This is a genomic window from Chryseobacterium sp. FR048 (assembly GCF_056844665.1).
On the sequence record NZ_JBXDSE010000001.1, the window covers coordinates 753,295 to 771,002 of the forward strand.

Here is a 17,708-nt window from a genome sequence, read left to right on the forward strand (position 1 = left end):
ATTTTTATGGCATTAATGACCAGGCTATGATAGCCTGTAATAGAGATTTGAAAAATGGAATAGCAAGGGGCGTTAGATAAGGGCTTCGTTTTTCAATTTTCTATTTAGCAAGTAGGTAATAAGCTCTTTTACAGTGTTGGACTGGGTAGAGGAAAGTAAATGTGCTTTACCTACACAAAAAGTATGGGCATAAAAAAAGCAGAACCATTAAGTTCTGCTCATTGTGATTACATAAAAGCCGATTAGATTGCCATCATAAACGCTTCTTCCATAGCCTTGAATTTAGGGGTAACTAAATCCATATCCTTACTGATTTTTTGGCTTGTGATTTTAGCGTAAATCTGTGTGGTGGAAATGTTTTTATGCCCCATCATTTTGCTAAGGCTTTCAAGCGGTACGCCCTCGGTCAAAAACATTGTTCCGAAAGTATGCCTTGCCGTGTGAAAGGTTACTTTTTGCTCCGTAATAATCTCCGCCTTTTCAACCAGTTTGCCTATGTGTGTATTGCAGGTTGCATTAGTCGGAACCGGAAAGATAAATTCATTCCTTGTCGTACCCTGATACTTCTCAATGATACGTTTGGGGATTTCCATTAACCGAACATTGGAAGCAATATCTGATTTCTTTCTCCTGCTGATAATCCATTGATGACCGTCAAAGAATGATTGAATATTGTTCCTTGTCAGTTTCTTAATATCCGCATATGCAAGTCCGGTAAAGCAACTGAAAATAAACAGGTCTTTTACCAGTTCATATCGTGGATGGGACGGTATGCACATCATCAGCTTTTCTACATCTTCTTTAAGGATATAACCCCGGTCGGTTTCTTCCATATTGATGTCATAATCCTGAAACGGATTATCACGTATCAAGCCCTTTTTAATAGCCAGTTCAACCAAACTTAATACAGGCATCGTGTACACCCAAACCGTATTGTGGGAAGATTGTAAATCATACCGTAGGTAAAAATCAAACTCACGGATAAAATCGGCAGTTAATTCCCGGAAAGCCATATCGTCACGATGATAGCGTTCCTTAATAAACGTGGTAAGATGATTGTAAACCGTGATATACTTGTTGTAGGTGCTTTGTGAGCGTTCTTCCTTTTCGACCAATTTTTTAAAATCCTCATTTTGGTCGTTGAAAACTTTTAGGATAGCATCATCCATTACACCCACACCTAAAAACGACAGCTTTACTTTTTGGGCGGTCGCAAAGCCCTCGTGCTTCAGCATATCTTCATAAATCTTGTCGATACGCCCACGTATGTTATCCAGTTTTTTATTGATGCTTAGTGCCTGCGCACTTTTGCCCTGTACTCGTCCGTGTTTTAAATCCCAGTTATTGGGGTTTATTTCTAACTTTGTTCCGAAAGTTTTGGGTGTTCCGTCGATGGTAATACGTGCCATAATTGGTGCATTACCGTTCTTTTTCAGTTCGTTCTTTTTCAGATAGAAAAGCAGTTTGAACGTCGATTTTTTTGTCTGCTCCATAACTCAAATGTTTAATGTTTAAAATTAAATTACATTGAGTTACAAGGGAATGTAGAAAAGGGCGCAAAAGACTGAAATATAATCAGTTAAGCCATATCATTACCTTTGTCAATCGGTAACGAATTAGTAACCTAACCTTGTCAATTTAAGCCCCAAACCTATCAGACACCGACTTCCGAACTAAGACTACTCTTTTTATAAAGCCTTGTATAGCAAAGGTTTTAACCGTTTTGCTTATTTTTGCTTTTTACTAATCTTTTTTATCCAAAAAACATGCCTGATGAGACGTATTACGATTAAAGATCTGTCCAAATTTTTGTCATTATCTACCTCTACCATCTCCAGAGCGCTCCTTCATGATAAAAATGTAAATGAAGAAACGAGAAAAAGAGTACTGGATGCGGCAGAAAAATTGGGGTATAAACCTAACCTTACGGCATTAAGTTTACAATCGGGACAATCTAAGACGATAGGATTTGTAGTCCCGGAAATGATCACCCCGTTTTCTTCGAAAGTTCTTAAAGGAATTCAGAATATTCTGTATCCGCTAGGGTACAGAATCATCATCACACAATCAGACGAAGATCCTCTTATCGAAAGGAAAAATCTGCAGCTGATGGAAGAGTTTAATGTGGATGCCATTATTATCAACCTCTGTCATGAAACTCAGAATAATGATATGTATGAGCATATCATGAACCAAGGAACGCCTTTGATATTCTTTGACAGGCTCCCTCATCAATCTCTGGATGTTTCGAAAGTGATTATTGACGATTATATTAAATCTTCATTAATGGTAGAATATCTGATTAAAACAGGAAGAAAAAGAATTGTACATATCATGGGTCCCTCCACGATCCCCAATGTTACGGAAAGGATGAATGGCTATAAACGCATTCTCACGAAATACAATATTTTTGATGAAAGCCTGATTGTACAAACAGATGGAATGACTTTTGAGCACGGAAAAAAAGCGATCAGACAAATATTGGATAAGAATGTTCAGTTTGACAGCATTTTTGCGTTCAGTGATACCCTGGCCATGGGAGCGATGAATTTTCTTCTGGAACAGAAAATAAGTATTCCTGATGAGGTATCTGTAGCCAGTTTTTCAGGAACGGAATTGTCATCTATGGTGTATCCTCAGCTCACCAGTGTACAGCAGCCTTTGGAAAAAATGGGTGAAGCGGCCGCAGCGCTGGCATTGGAAAAAATAAAAGACAGTAAGGCTCCGAGCAGAACTGTGCTGATGGATGCAGAGCTGGTTTACAGAGCTTCAACTTAACAGGTAATTTCAATTATTTATACCGATAATAGGTAATTTCCTTTTCCGGTTTTTCATCATTTTCGGCGAGGCTTTCGGCACGCTGGATTTCTACATTTTTATGGAAATCCTGAAGCTGATTCAGCTCTTCTTCCTTTAAATCCTGAAACCGGTGTTCCAGCATGCTTTTCTTACTCGCAGCAATCAATTCATCAAGTTTGGCCTGAAGCTCTTTAAGGTCCCTGCTCTGTGTATTCTTTAGGAATATTACAGCAAGTCCTGTAATTCCCAATAAGGTATAACCGGGCCAATGGGCCAGTTTGTCAAAAATATTTTTTATCATAATGGTATATTTTAAGAAGTTGGTTTGATAGTCACCCTGATAAAAGGAAAGGAAATTTTCAGGTTTCTATTTTTGCAATGGTACATCATTAAAGGTATACAAGATACCGCTAACAGTTTATGATTCAGATCATAGATCACCTGAATGCTATCGTTTTATCCGGAAAATCCTATTTTCTTATTTTTGCATCCACAAAACTCCGACAACAATATCAATGAATTTATTATACATCAACTGGGACATCAATCCTGAAATCGCCAATATTTTAGGAATCCCTTTAAAATACTACGGACTATTATTTCTTACAGGGCTTGTTTTATGCCTGAACATTTTAAAACATATTTATAAAAAAGAAAACCTCAGCTCAAAAGCGCATGATGCCTTATTTTCTTATGCACTGATCGGAATTCTGTTGGGAGCCAGGCTAGGGCATTGTCTTTTTTATGATTTCGATTATTATTCTCAGCATCCGGTTGAAATACTTTTACCTATCCAGCAAGGTCCGGACGGAGCCTACCACTTTACAGGATTTGCCGGACTGGCAAGCCACGGTGGCGGAATTGGACTTGTGATTGCTCTTCTGCTGTATGCCAGAAAATATAAAATCCCGTTTATGACCATACTGGATGCCATAGCCATTGTACTTCCGCTAGGCGGTACTTTTATCAGGCTGGCCAATCTGATGAATTCGGAAATCATTGGGATACCTACTGATGTGCCATGGGCTTTCATTTTCAGACAGGTTGATGATCTGCCGAGACACCCGGCCCAGCTTTATGAAGCGATTTCCTACATGATTATTTTTCTGCTTGTTTACTTTATTTATAAGAAAAATATATTCAGGATCGGACAGGGATTCTATTTCGGGATCAGTATTCTGCTCATCTTTGTGATGAGAATTCTGATTGAATTCATCAAGGTAGATCAGGTTGAATTTGAGCATGGAATGAGTCTGAATATGGGTCAGCTTCTGAGTATTCCTTTTGTGCTTCTGGGATTGTTCTTCATGATCAAAAGTATGAGAGAAAAGGGAAAAATCAAAACAACGTAATCGCTGGTACTCCCTTGATTCTTATTCGTTAAGAGAACGTTTATACGTATTCAATAAAAAACTCACTGAAAGTCTTTTTTCAGTGAGTTTCTTTTTTAGCGTAATAAAAGATTATCTTGTAGTATAGCCTCCGTTTGCAAAAATAGTCTGTCCAGTGATCCACCAGCCATCAGTGACTAAAAACTCAACCAATGGGGCAATATCTTTAATATCAGTAAGTCCTCCCAATGCTGATGCCGATTTGTGGTAAGCTACTGCATCATCTGTTTCCTGGCCGTAGAAGAAAGGAGTATCCATTGGACCTGGCGCTACTGCGGTTACAGAAATACCTCTGCCCCCGAATTCTTTGGAAGCAGCTCTGGTAAAATGTTCTACCGGTGCTTTCGCTCCTGCATAAGTGGAATACAGACCTGTATATGCCGCTAATAATGAAGTTACGATGGTACAGATCTTCCCATGATCATTCAGTTTTTTACCTGCTTCCTGCAAAAAGAAGTAAGCTGATTTTGAATTCACATTGAACATGGTATCATATTCCGCTTCTGTAGTCTCTGCAAAAGGCTTTTTCAATACCATCCCTACTGTATTGATCGCAACATCTACTCCGCCAAAACGGGAAATAGTTTCATCAAAAAATCGGGTAATATTCTCTACTTTGGTAAGGTCGCCCTGAAACAGAAATGCTTCGGCTCCCAGCGCCTGAACTTCGGCAAGCGTTTTTTCACTATCTGCTCTTGAGCTTTCACTATTATAGTGGATGGCCAGCTTTGCTCCTTTTGCAGCAAAATCTCTGCTTAATAATCCTCCCAGGTTTTTACCTCCCCCGGCGATCAAAACAACTTTTCCATTTACATTGTGTGTTGACATTCTTTTTTGTTTTAAATGTTAATAAAGCAAAGATGGATAATAAATAAGATCTCAGCATGGTGAAATTTTCGGAAATTGCATTAAAATTAAGATGATCTATTGGAATGTGCTGATGTACGCATGAAACGGAGTAAAAAAAATCCAGAATTTATACAAACACCTTTTTTATAATATTCTACTATCTACCAATCAGATACGGGTTAAAGCACACCTTTAGTATTAAACACTTCTTTTCCGTTTTCTAAAATATGTGAATTTTAGGCACAACATTTGATACTTCCCACCCGTATTATACACCACTTCATTCTATAATATATTTTTTTATAATCCTCAGCCTGCTGGGGATTTCTTATAAACCTTATCAATTGCTTGATCTGATCTTCAATTCAGCCCTATAAGGTATTCAGCGACAGGACTCCTGAAAACCATTTCTGATAATCAATCATTTAAAACCTGATTATTCATTTTATTGTTGTATATTTGTACGCTAGTAACCAAGTCAATATTTTGTTTTCTGTAACGACGAGAATATCTTTTTATTCAGTCTTTGCTTTTTGAGCAGCCATATTTTTTAACTTTTATTCTTCTACCCAGAACAATACTTGTCGGAATTTTAAAGCTCTGTATGATTGGGAATATCCAAAGGCAGGAAACAACGGCAGGCTTTATAGGTCCAGAAAGACCTGATTGAACCAATACAATTTAAGAAACTAAATACTAAAAATAATTTATGGCAGATTCTTTTTCTAAAAAGGAAAATTTCAAGAAAAAAATTCAAAAGCAAAAAGAAAAAGCGCTAAGACGCGAAGAACGTAAAACGAACAACAACAAAGGTAAGGACATGGAGGACGTATTCATGTACGTAGATGAATTCGGAAGATTAACCTCTACTCCACCTGAACAGAGACAGGAAGTAAACCTTGATGATATTCAACTGGGTGCAGCTCCTATTATTGAAGAAGATCCAAGAAAAACAGGAATTGTGACTTTCCTGAGTGAAAAAGGATATGGTTTCATCACGGAAGATAATTCTAAAGAAAATATCTTCTTCCACAACAACAACTGTGTGGAACCGGTAAAAAAGGGGAACAAAGTTTCTTTTGAAAAAGAAAAGTCTCCAAAAGGATTTTCTGCAGTTGAAATCCAGATCGTCAAATAATATCTGACCCATCAGCATATTTTCTATAGATGAAGATATGTTTTATACAATACAGAAAGCCACCTTTTCAGGTGGCTTTCATCATACATCGTAAAAAAATAAAAATGGGCCGGTTTACAAAACCGGTAAAAGAGTATTATTACATATTTAAATCTGAATAAGGCTTTAAAAAGTATTAAGGACAGTTTTCTTTTGAAGGAAATTACTCCTACTGCCCTTAATAACTTCATCTCTTAATGATCTAATCCAATTTTCCGCCCAGTGCTTTAAACAGCAGAACATTATTCCTTGTATTCTGATGCTGGAACTGCAGCAGATCCAATTCAGCAGTCAGCTTACTCTTCTGAGAATTGATCAGCTCAAAGTAATTGGCATATCCTGTAAGGTATAAATCATTGGATACCTCAACCCCACGGTCAAGAAAACCAACTTCCTCTGCTTTCAGTTTCAAAACCCGTTCATAGATCCTGGTCTGTTTCAGAATAGACTGAAGTTCATTGAATGCAGTGGTAATGCTTTTCTGGTAATTCAGGAAGGCAATTTCCTGCTCTTTACTGGCTACTTTAAATTCGTATTTCAATTGTCCTTTATTGAAAACAGGAACCATTAATCCACCTAAGAGCTGTCCGGCCAGTGAGCTTGGCTTAAACAGGGTTTCCACAGAGAAAGAATTCAGTCCAAAGCCGGCTCCAAGATCGATTTTCGGGTAAAAAGCAGCTCTGGCAGCTTTGGCATCGGCCTGGGAAGCTTCCAAAACGTAATAATTAGCCGCAACATCCGGCCTCGAGTGAATCACCGCTTCTACATTAATGGTTTTGTTTAAAACATCCATATTGGTAGGCATCAGTATTTTCCCACGTTTTACTTCTCCTCCATAACTTCCCGTAAGTGTGGTAATCGCCTGTTCTACTGTAACAATCTCTACTTTGATATGCTCAATCTCAGCCAGCCAGTTGTTGTTCTGGGCTTTAAACTGTTGTACGGCAAGTTCCGTAGCTTTTCCTACTTCACGCTGTGCCAGTACAATTTCGAATGCCCGTTGCTGAAGTTTATAGTTTTTCTGATAAATAGCCAGACGGTTGTCTAAAGCTACCAGTTGATAATACAAATTGGCAATATCTGTGAAAAGCTCTACCTGAAGTAACCGGAGTCCTTCTGTAGAAGCCAGAAACTTCTTCTGTGCCGCAATTCTTTTATTTTTCAGTTTCCCCCAGGCATCAATTTCCCAGCTGCTTCTTGCTCCCAACCAGTAATTAGGTGTAAAATCACGGTTGATCTTCTGATCTTCGGTAATATTGGGTGAAAGATTGGTATCATAATTTCCTACTCCTTCCATCGTATATTTGCCATATCGGTTGCCGGAAACTTCCGCCCCTATCTCAAGAGAAGGTAAAAGATCCATTTTTGAACGCTGGAGGAAGCTGTTGGCAATCTCTACTCTTTGCTGGGCAATCTGAAAATCAGGATTGGCCTGTACTACTTTATCAAAAAGGTCAAGCAAGTGTGCATCTGTAAAATAGGCTTTCAGATTCAGCTGCTGAAATTCCTCTGAACTTGCGGTTTTAATTGGAGTTTCGGGCAGTGTCTGGGCTTTTTTCAGGTCAGCTACCTTAGGAACAGCACATGAAACCAGGCTTAATGCAGCGATTCCGTACAATATATGTTTATGATTTGATCTTTTCATCTTTCTTCTTATTTTCAAGTTTTGCAAAGAATATATACAGTCCCGGAATGACAACTAATCCAAAGATGGTTCCCAGTAACATCCCTCCTGCCGCAGCAGTACCAATGGAACGGTTTCCTATCGCACCTGCTCCTGATGCAATACACAGAGGGATAAGCCCTGCAACGAAAGCAAAAGAAGTCATCAGGATAGGACGGAGACGCTGCCTTGCTCCTTCAATAGCTGCAGGAATAATATCAAAGCCTTGTTTATTCCGGGCTACGGCAAATTCTACAATCAGGATTGCATTTTTAGCCAAAAGTCCAATCAACATGACCAGGGCAACCTGTGCATAGATATTATTATCTAATCCGGCTGCTACCAAAGCAATGTAGGAACCAAAGATTCCTGTAGGTAAGCTTAAAAGTACGGGCATCGGAAGAAGGAAACTTTCGTATTGTGCAGCTAATAAAAGATAAACGAACAACAGACAGATCAGGAAGATATAAACAGTTTGGTTACCTGATAAAATCTCTTCTCTTGTCATTCCGGACCATTCGATGTCAAAACCTCTTGGAAGGTTTTCTTTGGCCACACGCTCTACTGCGGCAATGGCATCTCCCGAACTGTAGCCATCGGCAGGCTCTCCGTTGATCATTGCCGACATATACATATTGTACCTCGTCAATACTTCAGGACCATAAACTTTCTCGATGGTGATGAATGTTGAGAATGGTACCATTTCTCCTTTATCGTTTTTAAGATAGAGGTTCAGAATGCTCTCCGGGGTATCTCTGTGCTCCGGGCTTGCCTGAACCATCACTTTGTACATCTGGCTGAAACGGATAAAGTTGGTGGCATAATATGATCCCAGCATAGTCTGTAACGTTGACATTGCATTGTCTACTGAAACTCCTTTTTTAGCGGCCATATCATAATCTACATTGATCATATACTGCGGGAAAGTAGCATCAAAACTGGTAAAGTTATTTTGCAGTTCCGGAGCGGCATTCAGCTTTTTAACAAAATCTTTGGTGATCTTATCCGTATTCTCAATCGTTCCTCCGGTTCTGTCGAGTAAACGCAATTCAAAACCACTGGTATTTCCGAACCCGGGCACGGTGGGTGGCGCAAAGATCTCGATCTGGGCATCGGCAATGCTTTTTGTTTTTTCTGAAAGTTCTGCAATCAGGTCATTGACTGAGATTTTTCTCTCTTTCCAGTCTTTAAGGTTGATCATCGCCATTCCATAAGAGGAACCTGCAATTTCTGTTACAATGCTGTATCCGGCAAGGGTCGTTACATTTTCTACTCCTTCAATTTTCTTTGCCAATACTGTTACTTCATCCAGTACTTTTTCTGTTCTTTCTACTGTTGCTCCCTGAGGAGTGGTCACACTTACATACACCATTCCCTGGTCTTCCATCGGGATAAATCCGGTTGGCAGGAATTTACTGGTTACAAAGGTTAATCCTACAAACAGGAACAATAAGCCAAAAGTAACTGTCGTTCTGGTCGCAAATTTTGACAAAACCCCAACATATCCATTGGTCAACCGATCAAAACCGGTATTAAAACTCTGGAAGAAACGATCAACGATTGTTTTCTTTTTATGATGGTCATGAGGTTTTAAAATAATTGCACAAAGTGCCGGAGTAAGCGTCAGTGCATTGACTCCTGAAATAACGATACTGATAGCCAGCGTTAATGAAAACTGTCTGTAGAAAACGCCTACAGGACCATCCAAAAACGCTACCGGAATAAATACGGCAGACATTACGATGGTGATCGCCACGACAGCTCCTGCAATTTCTTTGGTGGCACTGATGGTGGCATCCATCGCATTCATTCCTTCTTCCATTTTTACATGGACGGCTTCTACGACGACGATGGCATTATCCACCACAATTCCGATAGCCAGTACCAGCGCAAACAAGGTTAACAGGTTGACTGAGAAATCCATCATATTCATAAAGGCAAAAGTTCCTATCAGTGCCACAGGAACTGCCAATACAGGAATCAATGTTGAGCGCCAGTCCTGCAGGAAGATAAATACAACGATTCCTACCAGAATAAAAGCTTCGATAAGGGTGGTGAGTACCGCACTGATGGAGGCATCCAGGAATCTGGAAACATCATAAGCCATATTATATTCCATTCCCGGAGGAAAAGAAGAGACTTTCAGTTCTTCCATTTTAGCCTTTACGCTTTCGATAACTTCAGAGGCATTGGAACCCGGACGCTGTTTCATCATAATAGATGCGGAAGGTCTTCCGTCCGTTTTGGAAACCATTCCGTAGTTCATCGCTCCAAATTCTACTTTGGCAATATCTTTCAGTTTCAGAATTGTTCCATCTACATCAGATCTGATGGGAACTTCTTCGTATTGTTTAGGTTCAAAGAATTTTCCTTTATATTTAATGACATACTGAAGCTGGCTGGAAGTTTTCCCGGAGGTTTCTCCCACTTTTCCCGGAGCCGCAGAAATATTCTGTTTTTGAAGAGAAGTAATCACTTCATCTGCTGAAATATTATAGGCTGCCATTTTCTGTGGGTCCAGCCATACTCTCATGGAATATTCTTTCTGCCCCATGATCTCCGCACGCCCTACTCCGTCAATACGTTTCAGCTCCTGAAGAACATTGATGTCCGTAAAGTTATAAATGAACTGTTCATCCTGGCTTGGGTCTGTACTGGTAATATTGAGGTACATCAGCATACTGTTGACCTCTTTTTCCGTCGTTACCCCGGCGCGGATTACCTCTTCCGGCAATTCATCAAGGATGGTTGTTACTCTATTCTGAACGTTTACTGCAGCTACATCGGGATCTGTTCCTACTTCAAAGAAAACCTGAATCAGGGTAAGCCCGTCATTGGAAGTCACTGTTGACATATACGTCATCCCCGGTACTCCATTGATGGCACGTTCCAGCGGAAGTGCTACTGCATTGGCAGATACTTCGGCATTCGCTCCCGTATACTTTGCCGTTACCGTTACAGAAGGCGGTACAATATCCGGGAACTGAGTGATTGGCATTTTCAGAAGTGCCATGATCCCAAGGAGTACAAATACAATGGAAATAACCAACGAAAGCACCTTTCGTCTTATAAACATTTCTACCATGGTAAATTGATTTAAAGATTATGAAAGGTTAATATTTCTTTTTGATTTTGATTACATCACCATCTTTCAAAGACTGAGTCCCTTCATAAATGATTAAATCTCCTTTTTTAAGACCGCCTTCCACCATATAGGAATCTCTCAGGGTGGCTCCGATCTTAATGCTGGTCATTTTCACTTTGTTCTGTTTATCCACTACAAAAACATAAGTCTTGTCCTGGATAGAAAATGTAGACTTCTGTGGAATAAGGATCGCGTTATTCTGTTGTTCGGAAATGATAAGTTTTCCCGAAGTACCGTGTTTGATCAGATGGTCCGGGTTAGGGAAAAGGGCTTTATAACGGATAGAACCTGTAGTTCGGTCGATTTCCCCTTCAGCGGTCTTTAAAGCTCCATTAAACTGATAATTGACTCCATTAGGTAGTGTCAGCTCAATCTTCTGATGATTCCCGATCTTATCATTGGCCAAAAGCTCAAAGTATACGTTTTCCGGAATGGAGAAATAGGCATAGACCTCATTAAGCTGGGATAATGTAGTCAATAAAGTTCCATTTTCCACCAAACTTCCGTCTTTAAGCGGAATGACATCAATCACCCCATCAAATGGAGCGGTAATCTTTGTAAAACCTATTTTCTGAAGAACCGCTCTTTTTTCTGCATCAGCAAAGGCATTTTTGGCCTGGGCAGATGAAAGTTTTGCTTTTACCATTTCCAGTTCATTGTTGGCAACAAACTTTTTAGCATGAAGACTCTGGATCTGCTTCAGCTCTACTTCAGCAATCCGTACATCAGCCTGGGTCTGTTTCAAAGTGGCATTGGCTTTTAAAAGTTCCATCTGCAATTCAGCATCGTTGATCTTAAACAGAGGCTGCCCCTGATGAACAAACTGCCCCTCATTCACATAAATATGCTGGATAATTCCGCCAATTCTGGAACGCATCTCCACGTTCTTTTTAGCCTGAATATCCGTTACAAACTGATTGCTTACAAGGGTATCTTTTTCTTTGATTTCAAGTATGGGAACTTCTTTCTCTTTCTGACTGTCTTTTTTCTTGTCTTTACTGCATGACACAGCGAATAATATTGCAAAGCTGCAAATTATTACGTTTTTAAAATACATTTTTGAATGTTTAGGTTATAAAATCTTCGTTAAAGTAATTTGGTATTCAATAACTTAAACCTAAAACAACTGGAGGAGATGGAGAAATGATTTGACCCCACAGATGATAGAGACCGCAATCTCAGGAAGCTTTATTTTCGGAATTACTTTTAATATTCCTGAAAAATCTCCAACGGCGGAATCTTCTTTACGGGTAGAATATTTTACGATTTTAGAGGCTGCAGGCAATGCATGCGTATTCATATCTGCCTCTTCGTAAACATCCAGCAGGTGAATATTATTCAGATGAGGTACATGGGGAATATCCTGCAACGAATTTTCTGCCCAATTCGAGTTGAAAAGGGTAAAAACCAGTATGATATAGAATAAGAAAAATGACCTCAGACCTGCCATGTCAATCAGAACACATTAGTTTTTCGTAAAAAACGATAATCCCGCAAAAGTAGTGATTTTTACTGGAAAATCCGGCCATTGAATTGTTAAAAAAACTTAAACAATGAATGAATAATTCTATTAATTTGAGTTTGGATTTTCTGGATCATGCTTAAAAGCTGTGGTAAAAGAATTGAATACCGATTGATTATTCTAAATTTTATAGACACAAAGAATTAGTGATTCGAATACTTTATTTTAAAAGGCTAAGTAATGCAACTTCGTCGCTGATGAACCTTTGTGACAATGCGATCGTTTCTTCAGATCGATTGAAAATCGATCCCTTCTTAGCTCACTTAAATAAAGCATACACAAACATGAAGCTTTGCGTGAAACCCTATATCCACAACTGTTGATTCTAATCTGTGAAGAATAGAACATTTTTCCTCTTTAGATTAACCAAACTTTTTGCCTAGTCCATAACTTTTGAGATTGATCCGATTTCTACAGAATGATCAACAAGATGCTAAGTTTATTCATGCACACTGTCATTCCACAGGAATACAATCTCTAAAATTCAGAATCAGAATAAAAAAATAATATCTCTGATTATTGATGGTTTTAGGTTTTGGCTGAAGCCAATCGAAATTTTGTTTTTTTATTAAACGGGCTAAAGCCCGTTCCTATTGAATGATTAAAATTTTATAGCTAGAATAATTTGCTGAGGACTCTGAAACGGTAATCAAAAATGTATTCCAATTTCTTTTTTACGAAAAGATTGTGGGCCATTTCTCCCAGAAATCCCATTGGAAGTTCGTAATCAACAGTATCTCTCATTAAGACTCCATTTTCATTGGGAATAAATTCATGGTGATGATTCCATAATTTATAGGGTCCTTTTTTTTGAAAATCGATAAAGCTTTTTTGAAAATCTACGTGTACGATCTCTGTCTGCCACTTCATTTTTATTCCCAATAATGGAGATACGTAATAATCGATAAGCATGCCTTCATAGATCTCATCATCTGTCATTTCTGTCAATACCACAAAGCCCATGTCTTTTGGCGTAATCTCTGAGAGATTATTGGCTGAGGAAAAGAATTTCCAGGCTGTTTCTATATCACAGTTGAGTTGTTGCTCACGGAAAAGGGTATGTCTCATCTTACTTCTTTTAATTATAAATCCACATCAAAACGGGTTTTCCTGATTTTTGAATCATCGGATCAATTTCCCTCATGGCATTATTGGAAATGGTGGGACACCCCCAGCCTTCCGGTGAACCTTTGGGAAAGACTTCTTCATCACTCATCTGATCCCAGGAGTGAAAGACTATAAATCTTTTCAGGGCATTGCTATTGGTTTCTTCGAGACCGTGCATCAGGTATTTGATATTGATTCCCCAATCGCTGTATCCTCTTCCCTCCAGCCTGTATTTTCCTAAAGATGAAAGGTGACTTCCGTCTTCATTACTGAATCCAGGATTTGACTTAGACTCATCTTTACTCCATGAATTGAACCCACAGCCGTGGCCTACCAGATATTGTTTTGTTATGGAACCTGTTTTAAAATTCCAGACAAAGAAACGCTTTATTCCGGAATGAAGACTCATATCGATCAAAATACAGAAATCGGTATTGAATTTCTTTGAGGTACAGAATTCTAATGCTTCCCCGGCTTTTATTTTTATTTTGGATAGGTCTGCTTCAGGTTTCTTTTCAACGGCCACAGTCTCAGGAATAGCTTTGTCTCTCTGTTCTTCTTTTTTATCATGAGTACAGGAAACAGCGAAAAGCAGGGTACACAATAGAAAAGTACGGTACATTCTTATTTGTAATGCTGAAAGATTCCAAAATCTGATGGTGTCCAGAGTGCGGCTTTCTGACCGGCAGCTTTTAAAGCGTTATTCGACCATGTATTGCAGGTATACATAAAGCTATATGTCCCTTTAGCATCATAGAATGCGTCATTATCCCCATATACGGCATTGGTAGGAATTAGCATAAAATTGCCGTTCTGATCCCTGTCGAACTTATCTTCTACATATTTCACCAGATTTTCATACTGTCCTCTGCTGATCATGATCATCTTGCAGTCTTCGCCTTCTTTCATGGTTCTGTAATAGGTACAGTGCATTGCTGAGTCGCTTAACCAAAATGCTGCTTTTACAGCGGTTGAAAATTTGAGGTCTGCCCATGTGGGAGTATCGAGATAAAAGCCTTTGTCTCCCCATCCTATTCCGATATAGCTGTAATCTGTTTTCTTAGATTTTGTATCGGCGAAAGGTATTTTAAGACTCCAGTCCTGAAGATCATTTTTTACAGGCATCACAATATCGGTATGCACTCCATTGGTATAGATATAGATGGGAATTTCTTTCTTTTGGCCGTCATCTTTGGCAGAAACAGGGATATAAGGGATCAGTAATCCCAGAACAACATAAATAACCACAATTCCCAGAATGATTCCCAGAATTTTCAGAATATACAGTAATACAGATTTCACAGTCATGTTTTTTAATAAAATTTAATCTACATTTTTATGTAAAAGTATTTGTTTTAATCGAAAAAATGGTTATATTTAGTTACGAAATATTCATAAATATGCGTAAAAATACCAAGTCCCAAAAAAGATTTAAAGTAAGAGTGAAAACGGCTCCAAAAAGAATACAAAAAAAACGTTGATTTTCGGTGAGATCTGATCTCCTGAGAGTCAATTTTTCTTTTTAGGAAAGGCTTTTCAGCTCATTTATCTTTATTAATCTTTACCTCCTCAGAGCTAAAAATCTAAGGAATGGTCGATTATCAGCTTTAGTTTGGAAGTCAGAGAAATTCCAAAGAAGGGATTGTCACCATAAGTTTGGGCCAAAATCAGTCTGAAGATTTCTGTAAAAATTCAATATTCCGCTTCAGGCCTGCAAATTTGGTTCTTTTCACCGGTGATTTTCTGAAGATCTCAGAGAAGATTTCCTGAGTAAGATCCTTCCATTCTCCTTTTGTGAAATTTTTCAATGCTTCATTAGGCATGAACCTGCTTTGCTGATGAGGAGCAGCAAATCTGTTCCACGGGCATACATCCTGGCAGATGTCACAGCCAAACATCCAGTCTTCCATTTTATCTTTGAAATGATCCGGAATTTCGTTTTTCAGCTCTATGGTGGCATAAGAAATGCAGCGGCTTCCATCAATGATCTTTTCGGAAACGATGGCATCTGTGGGACAGGCATCAATACATTTTCTGCATGTTCCGCAATGATCTGTAGTTTCATGATCTGGAATCAGCTCGAGGTCACAGATAATTTCCGCCAGAAAGTAAAAAGAACCGCTCTGCCTGGTAATAAGATTGGCATTTTTCCCCACCCATCCTATTCCAGATTTCCGGGCCCAGCTTCTTTCCAAAACAGGTGCAGAATCTACAAAGACTCTGAATCCGAATTCTCCGATCTCTTCCTGCAGTTCTGCAACCATCTCACGGAGAATTTCCTTGATCACCTCATGATAATCTTCTGCATAGGCATATTTTGAGATTTTATAGTTCTCAAGAATCGATATTTTTTCTTTAGGAAAGTAATTGTATGACAATGAAATCACCGATTTGGAACCTTCTACCAAAAGCCTTGGATCCAGTCTTTTATCAAAATGATTTTCCATATACTTCATTTCGCCATTGAAGTTATTCTTAAGCCATTTCTCAAGGCGCGGTGCATCCTCTTCCAGAAAATCGGCTTTGGAAATGCCACAACTCTGGAATCCAAAACTTTTTGCCTTGGATTTGATCAGTTGGGAATATTTTTCAGCGCCTGCGTTCATAATTTCACCCTGCAAAATTAAGATTATTTTATCAATCTTCCGGTTTTCAAAAATCCGGTGTAATATCCCCACAGATCCTGGAATTCTTAATGTGTAAAATCTTTTGAGATCTATTTTCTCTGTAAAAAATGTGCTGTTCCTCTATTCTATCACCTAGATAAAGTTAAAAATTTATATCTGTTCCATTTCAGAGTGGCTTTATTTTCCATTTCATGATGGTTTCCTTTCTGAAAAAATTATGTTTTAATTAGGATTTTTTTCAAAAAAAAATTGCGTAATTTCGTTCATAATTTAATGTTTAAAATAAACAACTATGTCTTTAATAGAAGTAATACAATCCGGAAACTATGAATTGATCGACGTTCGTGAGCCTATGGAGCTTGAAATGGACGGTAATATAGAAGGAGCGAAGAATATTCCTCTTGGTGAAGTAGAAGACAGACAAGATGAGATTTTGTCTATTGAAAAACCGGTAATCTTATTCTGCAGAAGTGGAAACAGAAGCGGAAAAGCATTGGAATATCTTACTTCTCAAGGATTGAAGGACGGTTATAACGGCGGAGGCTGGGCTGAGCTGAAAGACGTTCTTGAAGCAAACAGAGGAACTTTTTAAAAAGTTCCTTTTTTTATCCCCTTTCACCATGAATCTAAAGGATCGGTTTATACGGCTTTGTTCCCCTTTTACCAAAAATCAGGACCTTATTGCCCGTTTATGGAAAGAGATTGAAACAAAATATACTGAAAAAGGCAGATATTATCATGATCTCCTGCATCTTGGGCGTATGTTTGAGGAACTTGAAGCGATAAAAGACTCTATTTCAAATTTTAGTCTGGTTTCCTTTTCGGTATTCTATCATGATGTCATCTATGATGCTACTTCTAAATCTAATGAGGAGAAAAGTGCATCAACGGCAAAAAAAAGGCTTACTGAACTAGGCTTAAGCAAAGAAGAGACTGCCATTGTTTCAAATCAGATCATTGCTACAAAATCCCACCAGAATTCTGAAAATTCAGATATTAATTTTCTGTTGGATGCCGACTTATCGGTTCTTGGAAAAGACTGGAAAACTTATCTGGATTATACTCAAAAGATCAGGAAAGAATATTCTATTTATCCTGATTTCCTTTATAAACCCGGCCGAAAAAAAGTGCTGAGACATTTCCTTGAGCTTGAAAGCATCTTCAAAACCGAATATTTTAAAGGAAAATACGAGGTTCAAGCCAAAGAAAATATTGAAAAAGAACTTCAGTTATTATAGAAGAAGCTTCAATTTCTATTTTCCCAATATTCTATTGATTTCAACAGGTCAATTTCGATGATATTATGTGCAATATGTACAAATTTCAATAATGAAAGCTAACCTAACAAATATCATTAAGATAAAGACTCATAAGCTTTAAACAATAATCTTTCATTGAGTTTTTTTCCTTATTTTTACTCATTATAAA

The 17,708-nt window shown here is 38.4% G+C and carries 16 protein-coding genes; 5 read left to right on the forward strand and 11 right to left on the reverse strand.

The window, feature by feature from the left end; genetic code table 11:
- Positions 1-242 precede the first annotated feature (242 nt).
- Complete coding sequence (locus AC106K_RS03355) at positions 243-1,493, reverse strand: site-specific integrase (protein ID WP_482443388.1); 1,251 nt, start codon at positions 1,491-1,493, stop codon at positions 243-245.
- A 280-nt stretch (positions 1,494-1,773) separates the two neighbouring features.
- Between AC106K_RS03355 and AC106K_RS03360 the strand changes: the two genes are divergently transcribed.
- Positions 1,774-2,778 carry a LacI family DNA-binding transcriptional regulator gene (locus AC106K_RS03360; protein ID WP_482443389.1) on the forward strand — a complete coding sequence of 335 codons (1,005 nt, stop codon included), beginning with the start codon at positions 1,774-1,776 and terminating at the stop codon, positions 2,776-2,778.
- A gap of 13 nt (positions 2,779-2,791) precedes the next feature.
- Here AC106K_RS03360 and AC106K_RS03365 read toward each other — a convergent pair whose 3' ends face one another.
- Positions 2,792-3,100, reverse strand: a complete 309-nt coding sequence (locus AC106K_RS03365) for a low affinity iron permease family protein (RefSeq protein WP_482443390.1) — start codon at positions 3,098-3,100, stop codon at positions 2,792-2,794.
- Positions 3,101-3,314: 214 nt separating this feature from the next.
- On the opposite strand from AC106K_RS03365, the gene lgt reads away from it, so the two are divergent.
- Positions 3,315-4,151 (forward strand): prolipoprotein diacylglyceryl transferase, encoded by an 837-nt coding sequence (gene lgt, locus AC106K_RS03370; protein WP_482443391.1) that lies wholly within the window; start codon positions 3,315-3,317, stop codon positions 4,149-4,151.
- A 111-nt stretch (positions 4,152-4,262) separates the two neighbouring features.
- Here the strand turns inward: lgt and AC106K_RS03375 are convergent, their stop codons facing one another.
- Positions 4,263-5,018 (reverse strand): SDR family oxidoreductase, encoded by a 756-nt coding sequence (locus AC106K_RS03375; RefSeq protein ID WP_047096383.1) that lies wholly within the window; start codon positions 5,016-5,018, stop codon positions 4,263-4,265.
- Positions 5,019-5,748: 730 nt separating this feature from the next.
- On the opposite strand from AC106K_RS03375, the gene AC106K_RS03380 reads away from it, so the two are divergent.
- The gene (locus AC106K_RS03380) at positions 5,749-6,177 is read left to right on the forward strand and encodes a cold shock domain-containing protein (protein WP_047096384.1); all 429 of its coding nucleotides are present in this window, start codon (positions 5,749-5,751) and stop codon (positions 6,175-6,177) included.
- 241 nt (positions 6,178-6,418) lie between these two features.
- Here the strand turns inward: AC106K_RS03380 and AC106K_RS03385 are convergent, their stop codons facing one another.
- From AC106K_RS03385 to queG, 8 genes are all read right to left on the reverse strand, one after another.
- Positions 6,419-7,861, reverse strand: coding sequence for a TolC family protein (locus AC106K_RS03385; RefSeq protein ID WP_482443392.1), 1,443 nt, complete (start codon positions 7,859-7,861; stop codon positions 6,419-6,421).
- On the reverse strand, positions 7,842-10,964 hold the full coding sequence (locus AC106K_RS03390) for an efflux RND transporter permease subunit (protein ID WP_482443393.1): 3,123 nt from the start codon (positions 10,962-10,964) through the stop codon (positions 7,842-7,844). The genes AC106K_RS03385 and AC106K_RS03390 overlap by 20 nt, the downstream gene beginning before the upstream one ends.
- A gap of 28 nt (positions 10,965-10,992) precedes the next feature.
- Positions 10,993-12,081 carry an efflux RND transporter periplasmic adaptor subunit gene (locus tag AC106K_RS03395; RefSeq protein ID WP_482443394.1) on the reverse strand — a complete coding sequence of 363 codons (1,089 nt, stop codon included), beginning with the start codon at positions 12,079-12,081 and terminating at the stop codon, positions 10,993-10,995.
- Between the two features lie 60 nt (positions 12,082-12,141).
- Positions 12,142-12,474, reverse strand: coding sequence for a hypothetical protein (locus AC106K_RS03400; protein WP_482443395.1), 333 nt, complete (start codon positions 12,472-12,474; stop codon positions 12,142-12,144).
- Positions 12,475-13,161: 687 nt separating this feature from the next.
- Positions 13,162-13,614 (reverse strand): SRPBCC family protein, encoded by a 453-nt coding sequence (locus AC106K_RS03405; RefSeq protein ID WP_482443396.1) that lies wholly within the window; start codon positions 13,612-13,614, stop codon positions 13,162-13,164.
- A 10-nt stretch (positions 13,615-13,624) separates the two neighbouring features.
- Complete coding sequence (locus AC106K_RS03410; RefSeq protein WP_482443397.1) at positions 13,625-14,275, reverse strand: murein L,D-transpeptidase catalytic domain-containing protein; 651 nt, start codon at positions 14,273-14,275, stop codon at positions 13,625-13,627.
- Between the two features lie 2 nt (positions 14,276-14,277).
- Positions 14,278-14,961: a TIGR02117 family protein gene (locus AC106K_RS03415; protein ID WP_082126163.1), complete on the reverse strand. Its 684-nt coding sequence runs from the start codon at positions 14,959-14,961 to the stop codon at positions 14,278-14,280.
- Between the two features lie 359 nt (positions 14,962-15,320).
- On the reverse strand, positions 15,321-16,259 hold the full coding sequence (gene queG / locus AC106K_RS03420) for a tRNA epoxyqueuosine(34) reductase QueG (RefSeq protein WP_482443398.1): 939 nt from the start codon (positions 16,257-16,259) through the stop codon (positions 15,321-15,323).
- Between the two features lie 313 nt (positions 16,260-16,572).
- Between queG and AC106K_RS03425 the strand changes: the two genes are divergently transcribed.
- Positions 16,573-16,872: a rhodanese-like domain-containing protein gene (locus AC106K_RS03425; RefSeq protein WP_047096392.1), complete on the forward strand. Its 300-nt coding sequence runs from the start codon at positions 16,573-16,575 to the stop codon at positions 16,870-16,872.
- Between the two features lie 28 nt (positions 16,873-16,900).
- The gene (locus AC106K_RS03430) at positions 16,901-17,518 is read left to right on the forward strand and encodes an HD domain-containing protein (protein ID WP_482443399.1); all 618 of its coding nucleotides are present in this window, start codon (positions 16,901-16,903) and stop codon (positions 17,516-17,518) included.
- Positions 17,519-17,708: the final 190 nt, after the last annotated feature.